11 protein-coding genes are annotated in these 24,624 nt (G+C 59.5%); 2 read left to right on the top strand and 9 right to left on the bottom strand.

The window, feature by feature from the left end; genetic code table 11:
• The first annotated feature begins 180 nt into the window (after window positions 1–180).
• A complete protein-coding gene (locus AB4N73_RS09975) occupies window positions 181–13,422 on the top strand; it encodes a hemagglutinin repeat-containing protein (RefSeq protein WP_460143360.1) in 13,242 nt (4,413 codons plus the stop codon).
• Window positions 13,422–13,724, top strand: a complete 303-nt coding sequence (locus AB4N73_RS09970; protein ID WP_434765813.1) for a hypothetical protein — start codon at window positions 13,422–13,424, stop codon at window positions 13,722–13,724. The genes AB4N73_RS09975 and AB4N73_RS09970 overlap by 1 nt, the downstream gene beginning before the upstream one ends.
• A gap of 89 nt (window positions 13,725–13,813) precedes the next feature.
• Here the strand turns inward: AB4N73_RS09970 and AB4N73_RS09965 are convergent, their stop codons facing one another.
• The 9 genes from AB4N73_RS09965 to AB4N73_RS09925 all read right to left on the bottom strand — a co-directional run bounded on the left by AB4N73_RS09965 (window position 13,814) and on the right by AB4N73_RS09925 (window position 24,616).
• Complete coding sequence (locus AB4N73_RS09965; RefSeq protein WP_460143359.1) at window positions 13,814–15,445, bottom strand: BatD family protein; 1,632 nt, start codon at window positions 15,443–15,445, stop codon at window positions 13,814–13,816.
• A complete protein-coding gene (locus AB4N73_RS09960; protein WP_122750530.1) occupies window positions 15,442–17,178 on the bottom strand; it encodes a tetratricopeptide repeat protein in 1,737 nt (578 codons plus the stop codon). The genes AB4N73_RS09965 and AB4N73_RS09960 overlap by 4 nt, the downstream gene beginning before the upstream one ends.
• Window positions 17,175–18,254: a vWA domain-containing protein gene (locus AB4N73_RS09955; RefSeq protein ID WP_460143358.1), complete on the bottom strand. Its 1,080-nt coding sequence runs from the start codon at window positions 18,252–18,254 to the stop codon at window positions 17,175–17,177. The genes AB4N73_RS09960 and AB4N73_RS09955 overlap by 4 nt, the downstream gene beginning before the upstream one ends.
• Window positions 18,247–18,744 (bottom strand): DUF4381 domain-containing protein, encoded by a 498-nt coding sequence (locus AB4N73_RS09950; protein WP_042606790.1) that lies wholly within the window; start codon window positions 18,742–18,744, stop codon window positions 18,247–18,249. Before AB4N73_RS09950 ends, AB4N73_RS09955 begins: the two co-directional genes overlap by 8 nt.
• Window positions 18,741–19,685: a DUF58 domain-containing protein gene (locus tag AB4N73_RS09945; RefSeq protein WP_016774988.1), complete on the bottom strand. Its 945-nt coding sequence runs from the start codon at window positions 19,683–19,685 to the stop codon at window positions 18,741–18,743. The genes AB4N73_RS09950 and AB4N73_RS09945 overlap by 4 nt, the downstream gene beginning before the upstream one ends.
• 5 nt (window positions 19,686–19,690) lie before the next feature.
• Complete coding sequence (locus AB4N73_RS09940; RefSeq protein ID WP_007913915.1) at window positions 19,691–20,650, bottom strand: AAA family ATPase; 960 nt, start codon at window positions 20,648–20,650, stop codon at window positions 19,691–19,693.
• Window positions 20,651–20,817: 167 nt separating this feature from the next.
• A complete protein-coding gene (locus AB4N73_RS09935; RefSeq protein WP_252878334.1) occupies window positions 20,818–22,524 on the bottom strand; it encodes an ATP-binding cassette domain-containing protein in 1,707 nt (568 codons plus the stop codon).
• 26 nt (window positions 22,525–22,550) lie between these two features.
• Window positions 22,551–23,738: a YcaO-like family protein gene (locus AB4N73_RS09930; RefSeq protein WP_082530321.1), complete on the bottom strand. Its 1,188-nt coding sequence runs from the start codon at window positions 23,736–23,738 to the stop codon at window positions 22,551–22,553.
• A gap of 521 nt (window positions 23,739–24,259) precedes the next feature.
• Window positions 24,260–24,616 (bottom strand): hypothetical protein, encoded by a 357-nt coding sequence (locus tag AB4N73_RS09925; protein WP_252882159.1) that lies wholly within the window; start codon window positions 24,614–24,616, stop codon window positions 24,260–24,262.
• Between the last annotated feature and the right edge of the window lie 8 nt (window positions 24,617–24,624).

The following is a 24,624-nucleotide window of genomic DNA, read 5'->3' as shown; positions in this document are numbered from 1 at the left end:
CGATTTTTCAACGCATCCATTAATTGACGCCAAAATAGTGGCCATCTAATATCGCGCCACTATTTTGATACTGGTGCGCTATTGCAGGGATGCCAGCGACTCTTTGCGCTCATCCGCGCCGCTTACCTGCGGAGCATGGCACCTGATCAGACCGATTATTGCCCGTTGCAGGATCTTCACATGGACGTTCGCCAGTTTGCCTTCCTCGCAGATCAGCCGAGTGCGGTCGTGAAAAACCGTGAGTTGTTTCTCGGCATGCCCAAACGCGGACTGGCGTTCCTGCTGGCCAACGTCATGCTCTGGCAGCCGCTGTGGGCACAGGCCGATGGCATCGTCGTGGCCAACCCGAATACCACGCTCGACCGTGCCGGCAACGGCGTGCCGATCGTCAACATCGCCACGCCCAACGCCAGCGGCCTGTCGCACAACCAGTTCCACGACTACAACGTCGGTGCGCAGGGCGTCATCCTCAACAACGGCGCGGCGCAGACCACGTACACGCAATTGGGCGGGCATGTCGTCGGCAACCCGAACCTGAAAAACAGCGGTTCGGCGCAGGCGATTCTCAACGAAGTCATCAGCGGCAACCCGAGTCAGTTGCGCGGTTACACCGAAGTGGCCGGGCAGTCGGCGCGGGTCATCGTCGCCAACCCCTACGGCATCACCTGCAATGGCTGCGGTTTCATCAACGCACCACGGGTGACGCTGACTACCGGTAAACCAGTGCTGGAAAACGGTCGGCTGGATCGCATTCAGGTCGATCAGGGCAGCGTGGCTATCGAAGGCGCGGGCATCAACGCGACCAATATCGACCGTTTCGAAATCATCACCCGCAGCGCCAAGATCAATGCGCAGATTCAAGCGCAGAACCTGACCATCGTCGCCGGTCGCAACGACGTCAACGCCGACACCCTCAACGCCACTGCCCGCGCGGACGACGGCAGCGCCAAACCGCAACTGGCCATCGACTCCTCGGCCCTCGGCGGCATGTACGCCGGGGCGATCAAACTGGTCGGCACCGAGGCCGGCGTGGGGGTGAAACTCGACGGCAAACTGATCGCCAGCGGCGGCGATATTCAGCTTGATGCGAACGGGCAACTGAGCCTGGCCGACACCTCGGCTACCGGCGCGGTCAACGTCAAAGCCGCCAGCCTCGACGCGCAAGCTCCGGTTTACGCCGGCACATCGCTCAACGTACAGACCCAAGGCAACCTGACCAACCGCCAGACCTTGGCCGCCCGCGACAGCGTGGTGCTCAGCGCCGGTGGGCAACTGACTAATGCCGGCGCCATCGAAGCCGGCGTCAATGCTGACGGCAGCCGTAACAGCAACGGTGATTTGAGCCTTCGCGCACAGAATCTGAACAACAGTGGCAAGAGCCTCAGCGCCAGCCGCAACCTGACCGTCAACGCCGCGCAAACCCTCAACAACCAGAATGGCCTGCTCAGTGGCCAGACCACGAGCATCACCGCCGGCACGCTGGACAACCGCAACGCCGGCAAAGTGCTGGGCAACAACAGCCTGACCCTCACTGCCAATCAGGTGCTGAACAATCAAGGCACGCTCACCAGCAATGGCAAACTCACCGGCAACATCGGTCAGTTGATCAACAGCAACGGTGAACTTGGCAGCCAGAGTGACGTAGTGCTCATGGTCACCTCGCTGGACAACGTCGCCGGACTGATCACCGCTGGCCGTTTGCTCGACATCACCGCCCTCGGCGCCATCAACAATCGCACCGGACGGATCGGCGCGAAACAGGCCGTAGCGATCAAAGCGCAACAACTGGACAACAGCCAGCAAGGCCAGCTGACCAGCGAAGGCACACTGACCACGCGCATCAGCGACCAGTTGAACAACCAGAACAAGGGCCTGATCCAGGCCAACGGTGCGATGGACGTGCAGGCCACGCGCCTGGATAACCGCGCCGGCAAGATTTCCGGTCTCGACACCCTGACCGTCAGCAGCGCGACCACCGACAACCGTGCGGGTGTTTTGCGCGCCGACAAAGCGACGACGCTGCTGATCGATAATCTGGATAACCGCGACAAGGGCCGCGCCGAGAGCAAGGCAGCGCTGACCTTCGAAGGCAGCACGCTGAACAACAGCAACGGCGGTTTGCTGACCTCGACCGGACTGTTGAGCCTCAAAGCCCGGGATGTCACCAACGATGCCGGACGGATTTCCGGCAAGGGCGATATCGACGCCAGCATCGACAACCTGACTCAGCAAACCGGCGAACTGGTTGCCGAAGGCAATCTGAAACTCACCGGCAAAACCCTCAACAGCCGCCAGGACAGCCTGGTCGGGTCGCTCAAGACCCTGACCGTCAATGTCGACCAGATCGACAACCGCGCCAGTACGCTTTCCAGTCAACTCGACCTGCATATCAATGGCGCACGCCTGGACAACAGCGAGGGCGGCAAGGTGCTGTCCGACACCACGCTGGGCCTGAAAGTCGCGCAGATCATCAACGCCACCAATGGCCTGATTTTCAGCAAAGGCGCGGCGACGCTCAGCGGCATCGGTTTGAGCAATGTGGGGGGGCGGATCGTCAGCCAGAACACACTGGACCTGACCTTCGACAATGCCCTCGACAACCAGCAAGGCCTGATCAGCAGTGAAGGGCAGATGACCCTGAATCTCGGCAGCCTCGACAATCGCCTGGGCAAGCTGTCGAGCCTGGAAGCGATGGCACTGACCAGCGTCGCTGGGGTGCAGAATCAGGGCGGGCTGATCGCCTCGCAAAAGGGCCTGACCTTCACCAGCGGCAGTCTCGATAACAGCGACGACGGCATCTTCAGTGCCAAGGCCGATTCGACCCTGACCACCGGTGAGTTCAAGAACCGGCAGGGCGGCAGCCTCGCCACGGACGGCACGCTGCTGCTGACCACCGCGCATCTGGATAACTCCGGCGGGATTATCGGCAGCCAGAAAACCCTGCAGGCTTCCGTCACCTCGCTGCAGCAGGACGGCGGCGAGCTGTTCAGCAACGGCGACCTGACCCTGGACCTCAACAATGGCCTGCTCGATAACCGGCGCGGCAACATTCATACGCCGGGGCAACTGCTGCTGAAAAACCTCAAGGATGTGAACAACAGCGCTGGGGAAATCTCCGCTGCCAAAGCCTGGAATCTGAGCGCGCAAAGCCTCAACAATGACGGCGGCAAGCTGCTCAGCAATGAAAAACTCACCCTGGTCATCGACCGTGCGCTGAGCAACGTGAAAGGCCTGATCGCCTCTGCTGGCCTCCAAGCGCGCAGCGCCAGCCTCGACAACAGCGGCGGTGAGATTCGCGGGCGTGGCGAGGTCGATTTCACCGTCACTGATCTGTTCGACAACCAGGCTGGCGTGGTCATCGCCGACGAGGGCCTGACGCTCACGGCGGCGCGTCTGGATAACCGTCGCGAGGGCCTGGTCGGTTCGACCCAAGCGCTGCAACTGGTCGTCGACCGTGTCGATAACCGCAGCGGTGAACTGTCGAGCAAGGCCGGCGTGAGCCTGATCGGTGCCTGGCTCGACAACAGCGACAGCGGCTACATGCTGGCGGGCGGCAATCTGGCGTTGACCGTCAACGAGGTGATCAACCGCAACAACGGCGTGCTGTCCGGCGTTACCGGGCTGACGCTGGTCGGCAAGAGTCTGGAAAACAGCGCTCGCCTGACCACGCAACAAGACCTCGCGATTACCCTCTCTGGCGAGCTGAACAACGCGCAGGGCAGTCTGTTCAGCGAAGGTGCGCTGGCGATCGATGCGCAAAACCTCAATAACGATGGCGGTACGCTGTCCAGCGCCAAAGCGCTCAGCGTCGACACACACGGTGCGGTCAGCAACCGTGGCGGCCAGTTGCTGACCGATGCAGCGTTGACGCTCACCAGCAGCGCGCTGGACAACCAGCAGAAAGGCGTGATCAGCAGCAAAAGCAATCTGCACATCACCACCGGCGAGCTTAATAACAGTCAGGCGAGCATTTACGCCGCCGATCAGCTTGAGTTGAGCGCCGGCAAAGTGACCAACACGGCTGGCAGCCTCGGCGCTGGCAATGCGTTGACTGCCAATATTCAAGGCCTCGATCAGCAAGGCGGCAAACTCTTCAGCAGCCACGCCAGCGTCAGCGTCGACCTGCACGATGGTGCGCTGAACAACCAGGGTGGGGTGATCAATGCGCCGGGGCAGTTGCTGCTGAAAAATCTCGCTGAGGTCAACAACCGTGGCGGCGAGATTTCCAGCGAGCAGGCCTTTGAACTGGTCGCCAAATCGCTGGACAACAGCGGCGGCCAAGTGTTGAGCAATCAGAAACTGAGCCTGACCCTCGACAAGGCTCTGACTTCGATCAAAGGCACGATCGCGGCAGCAGCGTTGCAGGTTCGCGCGGCCAGTCTCGACAACAGCGATGGCGGCGTATTGCTCAGTGACAGCGATATCTCGGTGACCGTCGATGGCCTGCTCGACAATCACAACAAAGGCAGCATCCGCGCCGCGCAACAACTGACCCTCAACAGCACCGGCCTGAACAACGAGGAGGGCACGCTGGTGGGTGCCGCTGGCCTTGCCATCGACCTCGGCGCCACCGCGCAGGACCTCAACAACCAGGGCGGGGTGATCAGCAGCAAAGGCGCGCTGAGCATTGCGCACCTGCGTGACCTCAATAACCAGGACGGCGTGATCAACAGCAAAGGGGTGCTGAGCATCGCCACCCTGCGTGATCTGAACAACCAGAAAGGTGAAATTTCCAGCGTCAACAGCTTCAGCCTCAACGTCAACAGTCTGGACAATCGCGGCGGCAACCTGATCAGCAATCAGCAACTGACCCTCACGGCGGCCGAGCTGAAAAATCAGGGCGGACTGGTCTCTGGCTGGACCGGCGCGACTCTGTCCGGCGGTAGCGTCGATAACAGCCTCGGGGGCGCGATCTCCAGCCAGCTCGGCAATGTCAGCATCGACCTCAGCGGCGCGCTGATCAACCACAGCCAGGGTGGCGTCGGCAGCAAGGGCGAGCTTTACATCAAGGCCGCCAGCCTCAACAACAGCGCCGGCACGCTGACCAGCGACGGCAAGCAGACCTTGACTGTGCTCGGCGGTGAAATCAGCAACGCTTCCGGCGGCTTGATCAAAAGCGCTGACACCGTCGATATCCATGCGGCCAGCCTGAACAACGCCTCGGGTAACCTGAATGCGAAAAACGCCCTGACCTTCACCGGCGGTGCGTTGAACAACAGCGGCGGCAGTCTGGTCGGCGATGATCGCGTCACACTCGACCTGCTCGGCGCGCTGACCAATGTCAACGGCGCGCTCGGCAGCACCGGGCCGCTGGTGCTGACGCGTTCGACCAGCATCGACAACCGTGGCGGCCAGATGATCAGCCAGAGCCTGCTGAGCCTGCTCACCAGCGGCGATCTGAACAACAGCCAGCGCGGCACCATCGCCGCCACCAGCCAACTGAACCTCACCGCCGGCGGCCTGCTGCGCAACGACGGCGATGGCCTGATTTCCAGCAGCGCCGCCGACGCCACTCTCACCGCAGCCGCGCTGAACAACGCCGGCGGCGCGGTGCAAAGCATGACCGCGCTGACCGTCAACACGGGCAACGGCGCAATCGACAACCAGGGCGGCAAGATCATTGCGCAGAACGGCGACCTGAACCTCACTGCCGCCAGCCTCGACAGCCGAGGCGGCGTGCTGTCGAGCCTCAAAGGTCTGCTGCAAACCCGTCTGACCGGTGTCCTGCGCAACGGCCAGTCAGGCAAGATCGAAGGCAGCCGCCTCGACCTGCGTGCGCTGGGCGGCATCTACAGCGACGGCGGGCGCATTGCCGCCAACAGCGGCGACATCCTGCTCAACGCCGGCGGCAACGCCCTCGACAACAGCGGCGGCGGCATCTATGCCCGCGGCCAGGTGAACGTCATCGCCGGCTCGATGAACAACACGGCCGGCCAGGTCAGCGGCAGCCTCATCGACATTGGCCTCGGCGGTAATCTCGCCAACAACGGCGGCCTGATTGAAAGCGCCAGCACCCTGGCGATTCGCGCCGCCAACCTCAACAACCAGAGCGGCAAACTGCGCGCCCTCGGCGGCAGCGGCAAAACCGATTTCCAGATCGGCAGCCAGTTCGACAACCGCAACGGCCTGGTAGAAACCGCCAACAGCGACTTCACCCTCGCCGCACCGAGCTTGCTCAACGCCGGCGGCACGGTAACCCATGTCGGCCTCGGTGAATTCGGCATCTCCACCACCAACGTAATGAACGCCGGCGGCTCACTGGTGACCCGTGGCGGCCTGACCCTGAACGCGGACAGCTGGACCAACAGTAGCGTGATTCAGGCGGGGCGCTTGACGGTGAATGTCGGCAATTTCGTGCAGACGGCCAGTGGGCAATTGTTGGCTTCGAATCAGTTGGTGGGGCGTGGCGGGAACTGGACGAACGAGGGGTTGATTGCCAGTGATGGCGGGCTTGATATTCAGTTGAGCGGCAATTACGGCGGTAATGGTCGTGTCAGCAGTCTGGGCGATATGACCTTCACTGCGGCTCAACTTGGCCTGACCAGTCTCGCCAGCATCGGCAGTGGCGGACAGGGTACATTCAACATCGGCGGGTTGCTGAACAACGCTGGCGGAAGACTGACTTCCAATTACGGCATGACGATCAACGCGGGCAGCGTCAGCAACACCGGTACGCTGGGTGCCGCTCAGGATCTGACCGTCAGAACTGCAAGCCTGGTGAACGATCACGGCTTGTTGTTCAGCGGCGGCAACATGAACCTGCTGGTCAATGACTTCACCAACCAGACGGGCGATGTTTACAGCATCGGCAATCTGACAATTGCCGGCATGAGCGGTGGCCGTGCGAACAGCGTGAATAACCTCGCGGCTTCGATCAATGTCGACGGTGATTTTTCGTTGTCGGCCAATAGCTTCAATAACAAGACAGAAGGGGTGATTGGCGAGGAGAAGTTGGTTTCTGGCGACATCACTTTCGATTGGCGTAACAACACCTTTTATGTCAACGAAAGTTTCGATTCGCAGTCCACGATCAATGGCCCGCAGTCCTCGGTATCCGTTGCAGGAAGTATGACGGCTGATGTCGGCGATTTCGCAAATATCGCTTCGACAGTTTCAGCGGGAAAAAATATCACGTTGAATGTCGATTCGTTTGAGAACCAGGGATTGCAATCGGGGAGCTTTACTCGGTCGCGTATATTCAAGCTCTCTTACTTGCCTGAAAGTCTGGCGTATGGCTATGACAATGAGCTCACCGCCTATGCCCTGAGAAACTCGAAAAACGTGTACCGCTATGGGAAGAGTGTGCACGAGCCCGACAAAGGTGGCACTCATTGGGAAGAAACCGATTTAGATAAACAAAAAACATCAGCGATTAATACCAAGTTCGGTATGGGCCCTGAGGTGGCCGTTCCTGCGTCCATTCTGGCTGGTCAACTCAAGGAAGACCGCAGAATTTTCACCAACGGCGGCTCAAGCGTTTCCTCTATCGTCCAGGCCGGCCAGGCCGTAGAAATCAACGCTAAAACCACGATCAACAACGGCAATCTGAACCCGTACACAAACTTCGGCGGCACCGTCAAAGGCACCGCGGACACCGGAGTGAAAAACTCCGCCAAACCTACCGTAGTTTTCCTTAACCCGCAGTTGCCACCGGATCTGGCTCAACAACAAGTTAACCCGCTGGCACTGCCTGGCTTCACGCTGCCAACCGGCGACAACGGTCTGTTTCGACTCAGCGGTAAAGGCGGCAGCGATCCGACGCTAGCATCTGGCCCGTCGAGGACAATCGGCTCCATCGACGTTGCGCCCTTAAGTCATGCGGGCGGCATGCCAGTGAGGAAGGCCACGGATATTCAGTTCGACGGTAGCGATCCTGTATCGATCAAGAACCGCGAACTGGCATTGGCGGCCCGGCCATCGCTCAATCTCAACGATCAGGCGACGCTGATCAATGTCAGCGCGGCCGCCGGGGATGGCCCGGTCGGCGTGTTGCTGCCCAATCGTGGCAACGTTTCGTTCGACGTGCCGCGGGTACAGGGCCTGCCCGACACCAGCGTGCGTTCCAATCCACACAAATACCTGATCGAGACCAACCCGGCGCTCACTGAGCTCAAGCAGTTCATGAGCTCGGACTACCTGCTCGATAAACTCGGCTATGACCCCGACAACAGCGCCAAGCGTCTGGGCGACGGCTTGTTCGAACAGCGCCTGGTGCAGCAAGCCGTTGTCGCCCGTACCGGCCAGCGTTTCATCGATGGGCAGACCTCCGACGAGGCTATGTTCAAGTACCTCATGAATAACGCCGTCGCCAGCAAGAATGAACTGAACCTGTCCGTCGGCGTCACTCTGACCGCTCAGCAAGTGGCAGCCCTGACCCACGACATCGTCTGGCTCGAAGAGCACGAAGTGAATGGCGAGAAAGTGCTAGTGCCGGTGCTGTATCTGGCCCAGGCCAATAACCGCCTGGTACCCAACGGTGCGCTCATCCAGGGCGGCGACGTAACACTGATTGCCGGTACGGACCTGACCAACGCCGGCACGCTTCGCGCCTCCAATAACCTGTCGGCCGAAGCCGGCAACAACCTCTCCAATACAGGATTGATCGAGGCGGGCGAGCGTCTGACGCTCAAGGCCGGCAACAATATCGTCAACAGCGGTGGCGGCATTATTTCCGGGCGCGATGTCAGCCTGACCGCCACTCGCGGCGATGTGATCAACCAACGCGACGTGTATGGCTACGATTCCAGTTACGGCGGCACGCTGCAGCATCGCGACGTACTGAACAACGCCGCGCGGATCGAAGCCGCCAATGATCTCAACATTGGCGCAGGTCGCGACATCAGCAACATCGGTGGTGTCCTGAGCAGCGGACAGGACATGGCGCTCGATGCCGGACGCGACGTCAACATCACCTCGGTCCAGGATCGCCGCACCGACTCGCGCGGCAGCAACTTCCTCAACCAGACCATCACCCAGCACGGCGCCGAAGTAACGTCCGGACGGGATCTGTCGATCAGTGCCGATCGCGACGTGGCAATCGTGGCCAGTCGACTGGATGCCAAGCGCGATCTCAGCGTCGATTCCGGTAACGACATCGTCATCACCTCGGCCGCCGATGAGAGCGACTACGTTTCACGCAGCAAAAAACGCGCGAACGAAACCCATAGCATCACGCAGCAATCATCAGTGTTGAACGCCGGCCGCGACATCGCGCTGAACGCCGGCAACGACCTGGGCATCATTGCCAGCCGCATCAAAGCGACCGAGGACATCAGCCTCGATGCCGAGCAGGACATCACCGTAGCTTCGGCGAAGGATGAGAGTTCGTCTTATTACTACAAGAAGAAAAAGGGTTCATTCGGTAAAAGTAAAACCACAGAGCGAGGAAGCTATGACAGCACCAACGTGGCTTCTGTGATTGAGGCTGGCCATGATCTGACGGTCAACACCACCCAGTCGGCCGAAGGCGGCGTCTCTTTGAATGGAGGCCGCGACGTTACTGTCATTGGCAGCCAAATGAAGGCTGGTAATAATCTTGTCCTGGGCGCGTTGAACGATATCTCGGTGCTCTCCAGTGTTGACGAGCACAGTGACTACAGCAAAACCACCAAGAAGGGATCTTTCGGTCTCTCTAAGAGCGGTAAAAACGCAGTCAACACGAGCACCAGTCAGATCGCCAGCGAGTTCCAGGCTGGCAATGACGTAGTCGTTGCTTCAGGCAAGGATTTCCTGTTGCAGGCCAGCACCGTTTCAGCGGCCAACGACGTCGAGTTCCGCGCCGGTCTGGTCGATGACAGCGGTGACATAAACCTGATTTCGGCGGACGAAACCGACTACAGGCGAAGTGAAGCCTACAAAAAGAAAACCGGGCTTTCTGTTTCCGGCGGTTTCCTTTCCCTTTCTTCAGCCAAAGAGGCGGGACGGCTGGGTGAAGGCAGCACGAGCGTTGGCAGCATGGTCAGCGCCGGGCGGGACACGATCCTGAGCGCCGAGCGCGATATCAACGTTCTAGGCAGCGGAATCGATGCCGGACGCCACGTCAGCATGGACGCGGGTCGAGACGTCAGCATAGTCGCCGCTTCCGACGAAAGTGCCGAGCAGGCTTGGTCGAAATCGAAAAAAGCCGGTATCGGCGTTTCCAGTGACGCTAATGGCGTGAGTTTCTTTGCCGGTGCCGATGGGCTCAAGGAAAAGGACCGGCGCGAACAGCAGACCGGTGCCGCCAGCCAGATCAGTGCCGGCCAGGATCTGAGCATCAACGCCAAACGCGATATCAACCAGACCGGCTCGGATCTGGTGGCGAATAACGACATCAATCTGACCGCCGGGCGCAATATCAACATTGACGCGGCTCGCGAAACGCTTTTGGTGGAACAGCAGCGCGAGGCCGAGCGCAATGGCTTGGGCGTGAGCCTGAACCATAACTACGGCCAGACCAAAGACGCTGTAAATGGCGCCGGTAAAGGTGAGGACAACGTCAGCAAAGGCTCAAGCACCCTCAAGGCGGTGGATGCAGTCGGCCAATTTGTTTCGGGCCCGACTGCGGACGTCAAGTTCGGCAACAGCAAGCAAAGCAGCAGTCAGCAGAGCATCGAGCAGAGCAGTCGGTCGTCAACCTTGAATGCCGGCAACGACCTGAACCTGAATGCCAAGAATGATGTGACGGTAAAGGGTGCGAAGTTCCAGGCGGGGCGCGACATCAACGTCGTCGGACGCGATGTCACCTTCGACGTCGCCAAAGGCAACGTCAGCCAAGACAGTACCCAGCGCGAAAGCTGGGGCGGCATCCATGGCGGAACCAGTGGTGGCTTCAAGATCGGTGTCGGCGGCAGCTACGGGGTCGCCACTGAAGATGGTTCACATGGCACTTCCACGCCGACTCAACTGGGTGCTGGCCGGGACGTCAATCTGCAAGCCGAACACGATCTCAACCTCATCGGTACCCAGGTCACGGCTCGCCGCGATATCGAGCTCAACGCTTTCAATGACCTCAATATCCGCTCGACACAGAACGACAGCAGCAGTGACCGCAACCGCCACAACGGCGGCGGGGAGTTGGGGCTGGTGTTTGGTTCCGAGGGTGTTGGCGTTTACGCCAGCGTCAACCTGGGCAAGGGCAATCTGGAGCGTGAGGGCGAGCGTCAGCAAGAGGCTTACCTCTATGCAGGCGACCGGCTGGGCTTCACCAGCGGCAAGGACACCAATATCGCTGGCGCTACGTTGCGTGGTGATGAGGTCAATGGGCGCGTGGGCGGTGATCTGAATGTGTCTTCGGTCCCTGACACCGGGAAAGTGAAGGGTAAAGAGTTCGATATCAGTGTAACCGCCACATTTGGTCCGGGCGCTGGTGTCAGCGGTTCAGTCGGTTACGGCCAGACCACCGGCAAGACGAACTGGATCGAACAGCAAACCAGCATCACCGGTAAAAGCAAAGTCGATATCCGTACCGAAAATCACACTCAACTGGACGGTGCACTGATCGCTGCCGACAACGGTAATTTGAAACTGGATACCGGCACGTTGGGTTTCAGTGACATCGCCGGTAAAGACAAAGAGCACGGTTATTACCTGAACGTCGGTGGCAGTTACACCGCTGGCAAAGGCAGCGGTGCTCAGGACGGCAGCCAGGTTGGTAAAGGCAAGGAAGGCGAAACTGGCTGGAGCGTCAACGGCTGGAAGTACGACAAAGACCGTGAACAGATCGTGCGCGGCACCGTCGGCGCCGGCGAGATCGTGGTACGCCAGGACGCCGAAACGGGCAAGGATTCGACTGCCGGTTTGAATCGCGACGTAGACAAAGGTTACGAAATCACCAAGGACAAGGAGTCTCGCACCGATCTGTACGTGAGCAAATCGTCACTTGAGGCCGTCGCCGATCCTTCGGGCACATTGAAGGACTGGGCGGAAAAAATAGAGAACTACGGTGACGCCACTCAAGGCTCTATCGAAGCTGCGCTGTCCCTCGTCACAGGGCCTGTCAACCTGGTTGGTCAGGCCTGGAACAATCTTCAGGCACAGCGAGTATCGCTGGATGAAGTGCCAGCCTCGGCGCGTCAGGATCTGGGGGACGAACTAGCACTTAGCATTGCCAAAAATCTGGTGCGCAATGGAGGGAAGCCGGGGGATATAAATGATCTGAAGCCTGAAGACGTAATAGTCATTCGCAAATTCGCGCAGGTATTCGTCACATTCGCACAGCAGCAACAGGGCTGCAGTGATTCAACCGGATGTGCTGATAAAAGTCAGGCATCGGATCCGGTTTATACCCACTTCCGGGACACGGATGGCGAAAATCGCGCCATCGGAACCGTAAAGCTCGTTCCCGATTCTCCGGGCGACAAGCTCCTGTTTGAGGCTGAAAAGCTACAAAGCTACATGGATACGCTACCCAAGGAGCAAGTTCAGCTGCTTGGCCTCGCCATCCAGGCAGCGATGGGGCCAGCAAAAGCTGCTGTTGGTCTGGCAGGAAATGTCCTGATCGCCAAGCTATTCGGCGACAAGATTGATGCCGCCAAGGATGCAATTGCCAAGGGGATCGCCAGCGAGCTCAGCGGTGAAGACAAGAAACGCCTGGAAGCCAGCGATAACGCCTTCAAGAAGATGTTTGGACTCGGTGTTAGCGATCAAAAGGGCGACGTTTATGTGCGCGGGGCCACTACGCTGCTGAACATCGCACTAGGCACCGCAACCAACATGGCAGGTAGCATCACTGGCAAGGTTTTCAGTATCGCCGGAAACAAGGGAACCGGCGGCGGGAAGCTGACAGATCCTATAGATCCCAAGCATCCGGGTTGGGCAGATGAACTTGGCGACTCCCCAGGCAAAGGCTGGGTTGACGGACCAAAGACCAATCCACCTGTTTCCCCGTTCCATGGCGATGCGCCCAAGACTCACGTCGAGACGGTTGTTAAAGTCGATACCACCAAGTCCGTCAAGGGTAGCCATGAATATGAACTGCTCAACAATCCTGCTGCCAGAAGCCCGAACACCCGTTATGAGCTTGATAACGGCACAAGCTTCACCACCAACAGCAAAGGCATGGTCGAGGAATTGACATTTACGCCGACCAAAGAGAAGGTTCCTCGGGATCCAAGACAAACTGAAGCAGGCAAGGAAGGCAGAGACACGGATGTGGGCGGGCATGCGCAAGCGTGTAGCCAGGGCGGCACGTGCGATGGGTACAATCTGTTTCCACAGGACAGAAATTTCAATAATTCGGCTTATAAAGTGTTCTATGAGAATAGAGTTAGGGAAGCGCTCAACGATCCGTCAAAAACAGTCGGTGTCACAACCGTCAGATTTATCCGTGAAGACCCAAGCTCAGTACGCCCTGACGCGATGAGAGTTACTTACACAATTGATGGGAAGCCTAAAACTGTGCTTTTTGATAATGAGCCGAATCAGGTGCCAGAGGTTATATAGTGATTACTGAAGATGTAAAAATCGTTAAAGAAATCTTCCAGGAAGTCGAAGCCGGCATCGTCCACGGCTATGACTCATTCCGTTACGGGGTGGAGCTGGGAGAAGGGTTCATTGAAACTGAACTATCCGTTGAGAAGGATGGCATCGAAGACTGGAGCGTCGAAACCGATATGAACGATGCAAAAATTCTACGTCTGGTCCGCGAATTACAGGCCAACGCAGTCAAACGCGGTGAACCCTGGAAGTCATTCGTCCTCTCATATCGAGAAGGCGAACAAGTCAAAACGAAATTCGAGTATTGATTCCGGACTTTCCGATCAAAAGATCGCAGCCTTCGGCAGCTCCTAAACACAATCCGTAGGCGCTACCAAAGGCTGCGATCTTTTGCTGTTCACTTCGGATAAAGCGGCGGCAACCCGCTGTCACCCACCGGATCCTGCACCCGTTCCGCCGCTGGAATAGTTCGAATCGCCCGCCACAAATCCTCACCCTGCCAATGCTGCCCGGTCTCGCTGTACAGCGCGCCGTTCAAGCCATCCAACGCATCCGATAACGGCACAAACCGCGCGGCCATGTCTGCCAGCGTCTCCGGCTGTTGCCGCGCCCAGGCGTCCAGTGCCTGGCGGGTGGCGTGGGGGTCGTTGGCTTGGCTGGCGCGTTTGATGTCGTCGAGCAGGGTGCGTGGGCTCGGACCGGTCTGGGCGGCGCGGTGGATTGCCGGTTGCCAGCGGGCGCGCCACCAGAGGCCGAAGCCGAGCAGGGTGGTGCAGGCGAGGATCAGGGTGCTGAGTTTCCACCACCACAAAGTGTCGTTGTCGGGCGTACTCGGTTGCAGGGTGCCGGCCGGGGTGTCGATTTGCAGGCTGGGGTTGTTCGCCACTTGCAGGGTGCGCGCGGGCAGGCTGCTGTGTTCGAGGTGGTCTTCGAAGGTGTTCCACCAGACCACGTCGACGGTTGGCAGGTCGATCGCGCCGCTGCGGCTTGGCACCAGGGCTTCGCGTTCTTCGCGGCTGCCGATGATCCCGCGGTCGCTGCTCTGGTTGCTCAGCACCGGTTGGTCGGGGTAGCGGCGCAGGCCGTTGACGTCGGTGGCGGGCAGGGCGGGGAGTTGCGAGCTGGCGAGGCCTTCGACTTTCAGGGTCAGGCTGCGGGTGAGGGAATCGCCGACCTGAGTGTGATCCGGTTCCGGGCTCCAGCTTTCGCTGAGGCTGAGGTTGCGCGCCGGCAGCCATGGTGCATCGACCGGGTAGGTCAGCGGTTTCGGTTTGACCGTCAGCGGAATCGACGCCGAGCTGACGCGCATCAGTTTGCCGGGTTTCGGCCCCGAGGCGTCTGCTGATGGTGCGGTATCGACCAGCGTGGCGCTGAACGTCTGCGGGGCGATCGTCAGCAGACCGCTGTGTTGCGGATAGATCGCGTAGCGCATCTCGATCACGCCGTGGCGCAGGCCATTGATGTCTTTCTCGTAGGTGCGCGTGTCGCCGAGCTGCTCGATGCGCGCGTCTGCAATTTGCAGCGGGCTCAGGCTGCTGTCGTCGTACAGCGAAACCGAGTGATAAATGCGCAGGGTCAGGATGGCCTGGGCCTGCACGTAGACGCTGGTCTGGTCGAGGCTGGCTTCGATGAACACCGGATCGAGGCTGTTGTTGTCTTCGCGGTTGTCGCTGGCGATCACCTGCACGGTGATCGGCTGGCTCTGCGCTTCGCCCAGTTGCAGCGGCGGAATCACTACGCTGCCGTTCTCTTTCGGCAGCAGGGTGATGATCCAGCGTGTGGTCGCGCGGTTGTCGCCGTTAAGGGTGTTGAGCTGGTTGACCTGGCGCGTGCCGCGCACGTCGAACAGCGCTTCCAGCGCCGACAGATCGGGCTTGCCGAACTGGGTGACGTCGTCAGTTTCGAGGGTGAGCTCGACCGTCTCGCCGGAGTTCAGGCGACTGCGATCCACGCTGGCGGTCAGCACGGCCGCTTGAGCGGTAGTCGTGCAGATCAGCAGGGGCAGCAATAGATCGGCGAAGCGGGTCATCGATTGTTTTCCTGATCCTGATGTTGTTGCTGTTCGTACCAGAATTTGCGCCTGAGCAGTTCGCCCGGGTCGTCCGGGATCTTGCCCAGCCATTGTTCGAGCGCCTGACGCTGCTCGCCTTCGAGGTTGTTCTCGCTCGGGCGCAGGGTCGGCACCGTGTCGGTTTCCTCTTCCTCGTTGCTGCCGGGGATTTCATTGGGGCCTGGCAGCGGCGGGGCGGTCGGCGGCGGTTCGCTGGCCGACTCGGCCGGTTGCGCCTCGCTCTGGGTTTCACTGCTCACCGCCGGAGGGGGCGCGGTGGTGGGCGAAGGCTCATCGCCGGGCAGACTTTGTTCGTTCGGCTGGTTGTCCGGCTCGGGCGGCGGCGGAGCGTTTTTCTGCTTCAGCAGGTTTTCCACCAGCGCCTTGTTGGTCTGCGCCGGACGCAGATCCGGTTGCAGCTCGAGCGCCTGTTCGTAGGCATCGATCGCCGCTTCCAGCTCGCCGCTTTTCGCCAAAGCGTTGCCACGATTGTAGTGGGCGCGGGCATCGCTGCCCTCGGCAAAACGCTGAGCGGCGCCACTGTAGTCGCCGGCCTCGTACAACGCCACCCCTTGCCATTGATGATCGTCAAAATGCTGCGCGGCTTCGGCCGGACGTTTCTGCTTGAGCAGGTGCAAACCCTGTTGATCGGGGCGCAGCCACAAGTCTTCGAAGTCGAAAGCGTAGCTCGGTTGCGGCAGGCACCACAGCAGCGGCAGGCAGAAGAGCCAGCCGCGACGCCCGGCACAGGCGGCGAGCAACAGCAGCGGCAACAGCAGCCAGTAACCCTGATCGGCCCACGTGTCGAGGCGCACGGTCTGGCCATCGTCGCGCAGGCTGCGCGGGCCGTTGAGCAGGCCAAGTGCGCCAAGATCAGCCTCGTCGAGTCGCGCCGGGTGATACTCACCGCCCACGCTGTTGAGGAAAGTCGCCAGACCGGGACTGTCGAGTTGCGGCACGCGGATCGCGCCTTGCTCGTCCTTGAGGAAACTGCCGTCTTCCTGGGCAATCGGCGCACCTTCGGCGGTGCCGATGCCGAGCATCAGCAGTTGCGTCGACTCGCCATTCAGAGCACGACGAATGCCTCGCCGTTCTTCTTCATTGAGCGACGAACCGATCAGCAGAATCCGCCCCTGTCCCAGCGCACCTTGCTTGAGCAAGGCCAATGCTTTGCCCACGGCCAGATCGGCGCGGTGGCCGGCTTCCGGCATCAGCGACGGCTTCAGCGCGTCGAGCAGATTGCGACTGGTGGCCAGATCATCCGACAGCGGCACCAGCGTGTGCGCGCTGCCGGCATAGACGACGATGGCCGTCTGCGCATCGCTGCGCGCCTGCAACAGGTCGAACAGCTTGCGCCGCGCCTGTTCCAGACGCGTCGGTGGAGAGTCGGTGGCGAGCATCTCCGGGGTCAGTTCGAGCACCACCACCAGCGGGTCAGCGGGTTTCTGGCTGGTCTGTTCGACGCGCTCCCAGCTCGGCCCGAGCAAGGCCAGAATGGTCAGCAACCACGCCACGCCTAGGGCGATCCACGGCAGTTTGCTCTGGCGCCCGCTGCCGCCACTGAGCAGCGCAGCGTGAAATGCCGGCGGCAGAATCATCTGCCAGCGCCCGGCGCGTTTCTGTCGGTGCCAGAGTTGCCAGAGCAGCCAGCCGAGCAGCGGCAACAGCAGCAGCCACCAAGGGCGGAACCAGTGCGGCCAGAGCGCGATCATCGGCGCCTCCGCAGGCGCAAACGCTGCAAGCGCTCACGCCAGTCCGGCAGCGGACTTTGCAAATACAGTTGCTTGGTAAACAGGCGTTGCAGCGGGTTATCCGGCCACAGTTCGCGGACGACCAGCAACAGACTCAACCACAGCGCCAGCGCCAGCGGCCAGTGATACAAGGCTTGCGCCGGGCGTGCCTGAGTCGGTTGCTGGGTCACCGGTTCGAGCTGATCGAGGGTGTCCTTGATCGCTTGCAGCTCCAGGCCGTCATGGGCGCGGAAGTACTGGCCGCCGGTGATTTCGGCGATGGCCTTGAGCGCCGGCTCATCCAGATCAAGGCTCGGATTGACCCCGAGCAGGCCTGTCGAGCCGCTGTCCTCGGGATTGGCGCCGATGCCGATTGGATAGATTCTGACGCCTTCGCTGGCGGCCAGTTTTGCGGCGGTCAGCGGATTGATTTCGCCGCCGTTGTTGGCGCCGTCGGTGACCAGAATCAGCACGCGACTTTGCGCCGGGCGCAGGCGCAGGCGTTTCAGGGCCAGACCGATGGCATCGCCGATCGCGGTGTTTTTGCCAGCGATACCGATCCGCGCTTCGTCGAGCCAGATGCGAACGGTGCGCCGGTCAAAGGTCAGTGGTGCTTGCAGGTAGGCCTGGCTGCCGAACAGGATCAGACCGACGCGATCGCCGTCGCGGCTTCCAAGGAAATCGCCGAGCAAGTGCTGCACCAGCGACAGGCGACTGACTTCTTCGTCCTGCCACTGCATGTCGGGAAAATCCATCGAACCGGACACGTCCACCGCCACCAGCAGATCACGGCCACTGGCGGCAATTGGCAGCGGCTCGCCGAGCCATTGCGGGCGGGCGGCGGCGGTCAACAGAATCAGCCACAGCAAAATAAACGGCGCCTGCTGCCGCCACGCCGGCAAGTTGGCGCGGGCGCGGCGGCGGGCGAGGCCTTCGAGGTCGGCGAGGAAACTGACTTTCAATGCCGGCTCGCCGCTGTCGGCCACCGGCAGGATCAGACGCATCAGCCACGGCAGCGGCAACAGCACAAAGATCCAAGGCCAGGCGAACTCAAACATGTTTGCGAATCCACGTGTCGACCGCTTGGGTCAGGCCGGCGATGGCTTTGTCGTCGAGTTTGCATTCCGGTTTGTACGCGCCTTCAACCAGCACCATCCAGCGCGTCAGGCCGGCAGCGGGGCAGCGGTTATCGAGGAAGGCCAGCCATTTGCGGCCGTTGAGGGTGTGACTCTGGCTGTATGGATAGTGGTTGCGGCACAGGCGTTTGAGCAGGCCGTTGAGTTGTTGCAGCCAAGCGCCGGCCGGAGCGCCGTCGTAAGGCTTGGGCATTTGCGCCAGTTCGGCGAGCGCGGCGATGCGTACCGGGTCCAGCGGCTGCTCGGCGCGCACCACCGGGCGTTTCTTCATCGGAATGAAACGCCGTAGCTTCCACACGGCGAAACCCAGCAGCGGCAACAGCAGAAGCAGCAGCCACCAGCCCGGCGCCGGCGGCCAGAACGCGATCGGCGGCGGCGAGATCAGCGGTTGCAGTTGTTCGAGGCCGTTCATCGACCTTTCCCCGGACGCTGCGGGTTCAGGAACTCGCGCATCTGCTCGACCATTTCGCTCTGCGTGCTCAGCGGCATCAGCAACACCCGCAGCTTTTGTGCGAGCAGCTCCCAGCGAGCGATGCGCGCTTCGGCCTGAGCGCGGTAGGTCTGGCGCAGGTCGAAGTTCAGCGTGTCGATTTCCAGTTGCGCGCCACGTTCGGCGAAGCGCAGCAGGCCGGCGGCGGGCAGAGCATGATCCAGCGGATCGGACAGCGGCAACATCAGCAAATCACAATGCCGCGCCAGCAAACTCAGTTGTTGTTCGGCGCTGTCGGACAACGCGCGCTCATCGCAAATAACGATGGCCAGACTGCCCGGCCGCAGCACTTCCCGCGCCCGGCGCAGGGCCACGCCGAAGGCATCGCGATCCGGCTCGCGCTCGCTGTGCAGCGATTGATTGACCTTGACCAGCCGGTTGAGCAATTGCAGCAGGCTCTGCTTGCTGCGCCGAGGCTTGATTTCGTAGTGCTCGTTATCGCCGAACACCAGCCCGCCAACGCGGTCGTTGTGCCCCAGCGCGGCCCAGCCGATCAGCGCCGCGACCTGCGCCGCCAGTACCGATTTGAACATCAGCCCCGAACCGAAAAACAGCCGCGTGCTTTGCTCGACCATGATGAAAATCGGCCGCTCGCGTTCTTCATGGAACAGCTTGGTATGCGGCTCCTGCGTGCGCGCAGTGACGCGCCAGTCGATGGTGCGCACGTCGTCACCGGCCTGATAGACCCGCACCTGATCGAAGTCGACGCCACGGCCACGGAATTTCGAATGATGCAGGCCGATCAGCGGGCTGCGCTGACTCGGCGTAGAAAACAGTTGCACCTCGCGCACGCGGTGACGCATCTCGATCAGCTCGGCGAGGCTGATGCGGATACCGGGTTCGGAGGGCAGGGCGGCGTTCATGGGGGTCAAGCGACGGCGACGACGTCGAGAATCCGCTGCACCACGCGATCCTGATCAATGCCAGCGGCTTCGGCTTCGAACGACAGAATGATGCGGTGGCGCAACACGTCGAACAGCACGGCCTGAATGTCTTCCGGGCTGACGAAGTCGCGACCGGCCAGCCAGGCGTGGGCGCGGGCGCAGCGATCGAGGGCAATCGAACCGCGCGGACTGGCACCGTAAGCGATCCATTCGGCCATTTCCGGATCGAACTTGGCCGGGTTGCGCGTGGCCATGACCAGTTGCACCAGGTACTCCTCCACGGCGTCGGCCATGTACAAACCAAGGATTTCCTTGCGCGCGGCGAAGATCGCCTGCTGGCTGACCCGGCGCTCGGGCTTGGTCTCACCGTTCAACGCCTCGCCACGGGCCTGCTGGAGGATGCGCCGTTCGACAGCAGCGTCGGGGAAACCGATCTTGACGTGCATGAGGAAACGGTCGAGCTGGGCTTCCGGCAACGGATAGGTGCCTTCCTGTTCGATCGGGTTCTGCGTGGCCATCACCAGAAACAGCGGCGACAGCTCATAAGTGCTGCGCCCGACGCTGACCTGACGCTCGGCCATCGCTTCGAGCAAGGCCGATTGCACCTTGGCCGGCGCGCGGTTGATTTCGTCGGCCAGCACCAGGTTGTGGAAGATCGGCCCTTGCTGGAAGACGAAACTGCCGGTTTCCGGACGGTAGATTTCGGTGCCGGTGATGTCGGCCGGCAGCAGGTCGGGGGTGAACTGAATTCGATGGAACTGGGCTTCGATGCCCTCGGCGAGTTCTTTGATCGCTTTGGTCTTGGCCAGACCGGGAGCGCCCTCGACCAGCATGTGGCCGTCGGCGAGCAGGGCGATGAGCAAACGCTCGATGAGTTTTTCCTGGCCGAGAATCTGCGTTGAAAGAAAGGTTCGCAGCGCCAGCAGCGCTTCACGATGTTCCATCGGTGACTGTTCCTGGAAAGGGGGTGGCCGGGGCGTTCGGATAACGCCGGGGCTGGGGGCGTTACTTTAATCCATCGTGGGGGGCGGCGACTAACGGCATTTGCGCGATTTGTCAGTATCGGCCCTCGTTTGCACTGCGTGGGGCCGTTTCTGGACGTTTTTGCGATTCAGGTCTGCGTGTGCAAGCTGTGCAATATGACCTTGATGGCGGGGCGCTCAAGCAGTTCGAACCATTTGCCTTCATCAACGATGGCGCCTTGCTGCATGACGAGCACGCGGTCAAAACGATGGAGATGTTCAACATCATGGGTGACACATATAAGGCCCTGTCCAGCGAATGTCTTGAATAGCAAATCCCACACTGGTGTAGCGAGTTTCGGTTCAATCGAAGCACTCGGCTCATCAAACAGATTGAATTTGCCCGGTCGATTCAGAAGTCGCAGCAACGAAAGCCGCTTCGCTTCACCTCCGGAGATATTGGTGGCGTTTTCAGCGATGTGACCTCGGCCAATGATTTCATCAAGCTGGAGGCATTGAATTGCCTCGTTCAATGTTTTCGACTGCTCAACACCGAAAAGTACGGACTGTTCAAAACTTCCTTCCAGGAACTGCGGAGACTGGGGGCTGTAACGCACCGTTTCCAGATGAACGCGAGCATTTAAGCGATCTATGCACAGCTCGTCGATGAACAGCCGGGGCCGCACCGAAAAATCCAGTCCTGCCAGCGCTTCGAGTAACGTCGATTTGCCAGCGCCGCTGGGCCCGATGATCGCAACGGATTGGCCCTGTCGGAAGCTGATCTGGCTGGCAATTGATAGCTGCGCAACACCGTTATGGGTGATCTCGCAGGGCTCGAGCCGTAATGTTGATAGGTTATGCAACGCATCAGAGTCATTGCGGCGATCGTTATCGAAGTCAGCAGTTGCAAGTAATTCTTTGAGTCGCCGTTGATCAGCCGAAAATTGATCCAGCACCCGATAGCCTTCGGTCAGCGCCGATACATTCAACAGGAACGTACCAGCAATAGAGGAAATGGCCACCAACTGACCGACGCTGATACTTGCTTGTCCGGACGTCTGATCCATGACTCCCCAAGCCAACAAACCGCCGGTGGACAGGCTGATAAACAAAATCTTCGCCGCGCTCAACAGTCCGCCCGAGCCTGCTACGGTTACAGCAGCGTTGGCGTAGCGCTCAAACGCTCGGTTCAAGGGTTGCAGGGCCGTGCGTTCGGCGCGTTCCAGTTTTATCGATTTACCAGCTCTCAAAGTATTGACCAAGGTTGCACTCAGCTCATCCTCCTGGTCATTAACAGCATCGATGTGTTTTCGGCGCCATCGAATGATCCGGTGAGTTGCGTAGAGATAACAGCCACCGAGGCCAGCTAGCGCGCAGAAAACCCAGGCTCCGCCCATATACCAGAATGCGCCGGCCACAATAAGAAATTCCAGGCACAGGGGAAAACCCGTAGTGACGAAGAACATCAGCAACTGTTCGTGGGCAGTGATTCCGCGCTCGACCGACTTGATGAAGTGTCCTACTCGCCACGTGCCAAACTGGGAAAAATCCTTGCCCATCAACCGCGCCATCCAATTGATGGAAGCATCCATGACAATTCGCTGGACGAGCTTTGAGAGCAGCAGCGTTTGCAGGGGGGTGGTCATCGACTGAATGCAACCGGCCAGCGTAAAAGCTGCGGTGAAAAAAAGCAGCGTACGCAGCGTTGTGTGATCGGCATCGTTTAGTGAATCGACGATCTTGCCCAATAACAAAGGAGGGGCCAGGGCCAGGATTTTCAGGGTGATGGTCGCGCCTATTGTCATCACCAGCAGGAGTCGATGTTTCTCGCAGGCTGTTCTTATAAATGTCTGCATGAGTATGGGCCTGTGGTCGTTTTGGATCACGCCGTTGGCGTGCTCCTGGTGCCGAGCAAAATGTGCTGAGGAGCTACGGGTTGGCCATTTCTGATTATGTTGAATCGGTCGAGACCCGGGATATAAGTCTGGGTAACTACGTTGGTCCCCGGGTACTCCATGACTGTTCTGAAAAATAGGACTTTGTTCATACCGCTCAGGTTTTTTCGGAGCAAGGCAAGTTGTTCAGGAACAGAGAGTGCAAGCAGGCTTTTTGGCGGCGCCAGGGTATTGAGTTTCAAGTTTTTAACGGGTGCAAAGTCTATCAGCTGTTTCAGTTTCTCGGATTGACAAAGCACATCAAGTACCTTTCGGTCCGCGATTTCATCGTTGGCGTCGTATAAGGCGTTTGATTGGAATTGCTCCGTTACCGCTCTTTGGATGGCGATAAATATGTCCAAAGAACAGCCGGAGCCGATTGCGGATATATGTCGGTCGCCGGGGCCGGTTCGTGGGAATGCAACCGCCAGATAAACTTCTGACTCGTCTTTGATAATGATGATCTGCAAAGCTTCGGCAGCCCGTAGCGCGTATGAGTTGTTGAACAGGGCTTGCGCAAGCAGGGGCGCCGACGGTGAGTAGAGATCTATCGCAGGTATCAGTCTGCAGACGGCCATGAAAAACCGGGACAACAGGTGTCGCTCAATCAGTTCCAGGGTACCGTGCAGCAGTGCTTCTGATTTCGTGCAGCCGAAAGCAGTTCCTGAGTTAGAGGCGTAGCGATTTAAAAAGCGCGTCGGTTGACTCGTTGTTTTACGTTCATCTTTGACCGGATACAGCAGGGCGCATGGCACAAAAAGCCCGGCGCAGCCGTCGAGTGCTGCAAGCTGCAGACACTGTAGAGGCTCGATGTTTTTTCGCAGACTTGTGAAAATGCCGTCCGACTCGACCCCGTTCTGCGAAGCGATGTCACTGCAACCAAGCGTTGTGCAAAATGGCGGCTCGGCGTGAAACATCGCGTAGTGCTCAAGGCTTTCAGCAAGTGCACCTACAAGCGCGTCGGGACCTTTGCCTGCGCCTGATTCAATCAGCGTGTCGTATTCGTTATAGAGTTCGGCAGTAGCGACCAGATTACCGTCATCGACATAGCGCACTCGCGCTTTCAAACCCAGTGTCTGAATAACATTGTTTATTCGGACAAACGCTTCGCTGGATGAAATCTCACGCTCTGACATGGTGAGCCTCGTAGGCTTGAATGCCGAAAGATCGACTTTCGGCATTTTCAGGATTGGCTGATCGGGAGGCCGAGTCAGCGGGTCAGTGAGGCGAAGAAGTCCAGTTCCGTCGCCAGGAAACCTTCAAAGTGGCCCGAGCCATAAGGCAAATCCTCGAAGGTGTTTATTTCAGAACGTTTTCTACCCATTACATATGACTCCATTGAATATCACGTTGTCGGCACTTTTTTTTGTGCGCCGAGCTTGCATGTTTTTTTGCAAGCGCAACGAGTAATAACAAGGGAGGGGTGGGCCCGCAATCAGACGGCTTCCGATGATTGCGTAGGGCACTTCTTGAGGAGTAGTAGGATCGAGCTTCGTGCTGTTAAACACAGCGGCGTTCTATGCGGAAAATTAGCGCGAATTATGGTTTTCAGGTGTTTAGAGCTTGTAGAGGTATCGATCAGCGTGGAATTAATGACGATGGCATAAGGGGCGATCAAATGCCGTCGTCATTTATCTTGTCATGCGAGCCGAACTGGTTATTCCAGATTAATTACAAAAGTTCCTGTCCCATCGAGAATATTCTTCAAGGTCTCAACAACCTCATCCATATCCACCATATCCGGATTGAAACTGATCTCCAGCACATCATCCCCATTCAACGCATCGGCATCCGTCGCAGCAATCTCGATCTTCAGCAGTTCCGACGTCAGCGTGACCTTCACTCCCTCCAGCGTTGAAGGCTCGCCATCCAGCGTGATCTCCAGCTCATCCTCATCCGGATAACGGCTCATCAGGAACATCTCGCCCTTGTCGCTGTGGCAGCAGAGCATGGCCATGTTGTCTTCTTCGTCGTCGCACGGGTTGACGATCAGTAGGGCGGTGGTCATTTGCATGGGGGAAA

The sequence above is a fragment of the Pseudomonas sp. S3_B08 genome (assembly GCF_054667725.1).
This window is presented reverse-complemented; position numbering and strand designations above follow the sequence as displayed.

Excerpts from the sequence above, each read along its gene's own strand:
- AB4N73_RS09960 (WP_122750530.1), bottom strand. The coding sequence starts at position 17,178 with ATGATCGCGCTCTGGCCGCACTGGTTCCGCCCTTGGTGGCTGCTGCTG.
- AB4N73_RS09935 (WP_252878334.1), bottom strand. The coding sequence starts at position 22,524 with ATGCAGACATTTATAAGAACAGCCTGCGAGAAACATCGACTCCTGCTG.
- AB4N73_RS09930 (WP_082530321.1), bottom strand. The coding sequence starts at position 23,738 with ATGTCAGAGCGTGAGATTTCATCCAGCGAAGCGTTTGTCCGAATAAAC.
- AB4N73_RS09940 (WP_007913915.1), bottom strand. The coding sequence starts at position 20,650 with ATGGAACATCGTGAAGCGCTGCTGGCGCTGCGAACCTTTCTTTCAACG.
- AB4N73_RS09955 (WP_460143358.1), bottom strand. The coding sequence starts at position 18,254 with ATGTTTGAGTTCGCCTGGCCTTGGATCTTTGTGCTGTTGCCGCTGCCG.
- AB4N73_RS09965 (WP_460143359.1), bottom strand. The coding sequence starts at position 15,445 with ATGACCCGCTTCGCCGATCTATTGCTGCCCCTGCTGATCTGCACGACT.
- AB4N73_RS09925 (WP_252882159.1), bottom strand. The coding sequence starts at position 24,616 with ATGCAAATGACCACCGCCCTACTGATCGTCAACCCGTGCGACGACGAA.
- AB4N73_RS09945 (WP_016774988.1), bottom strand. The coding sequence starts at position 19,685 with ATGAACGCCGCCCTGCCCTCCGAACCCGGTATCCGCATCAGCCTCGCC.
- AB4N73_RS09950 (WP_042606790.1), bottom strand. The coding sequence starts at position 18,744 with ATGAACGGCCTCGAACAACTGCAACCGCTGATCTCGCCGCCGCCGATC.
- AB4N73_RS09975 (WP_460143360.1), top strand. The coding sequence starts at position 181 with ATGGACGTTCGCCAGTTTGCCTTCCTCGCAGATCAGCCGAGTGCGGTC.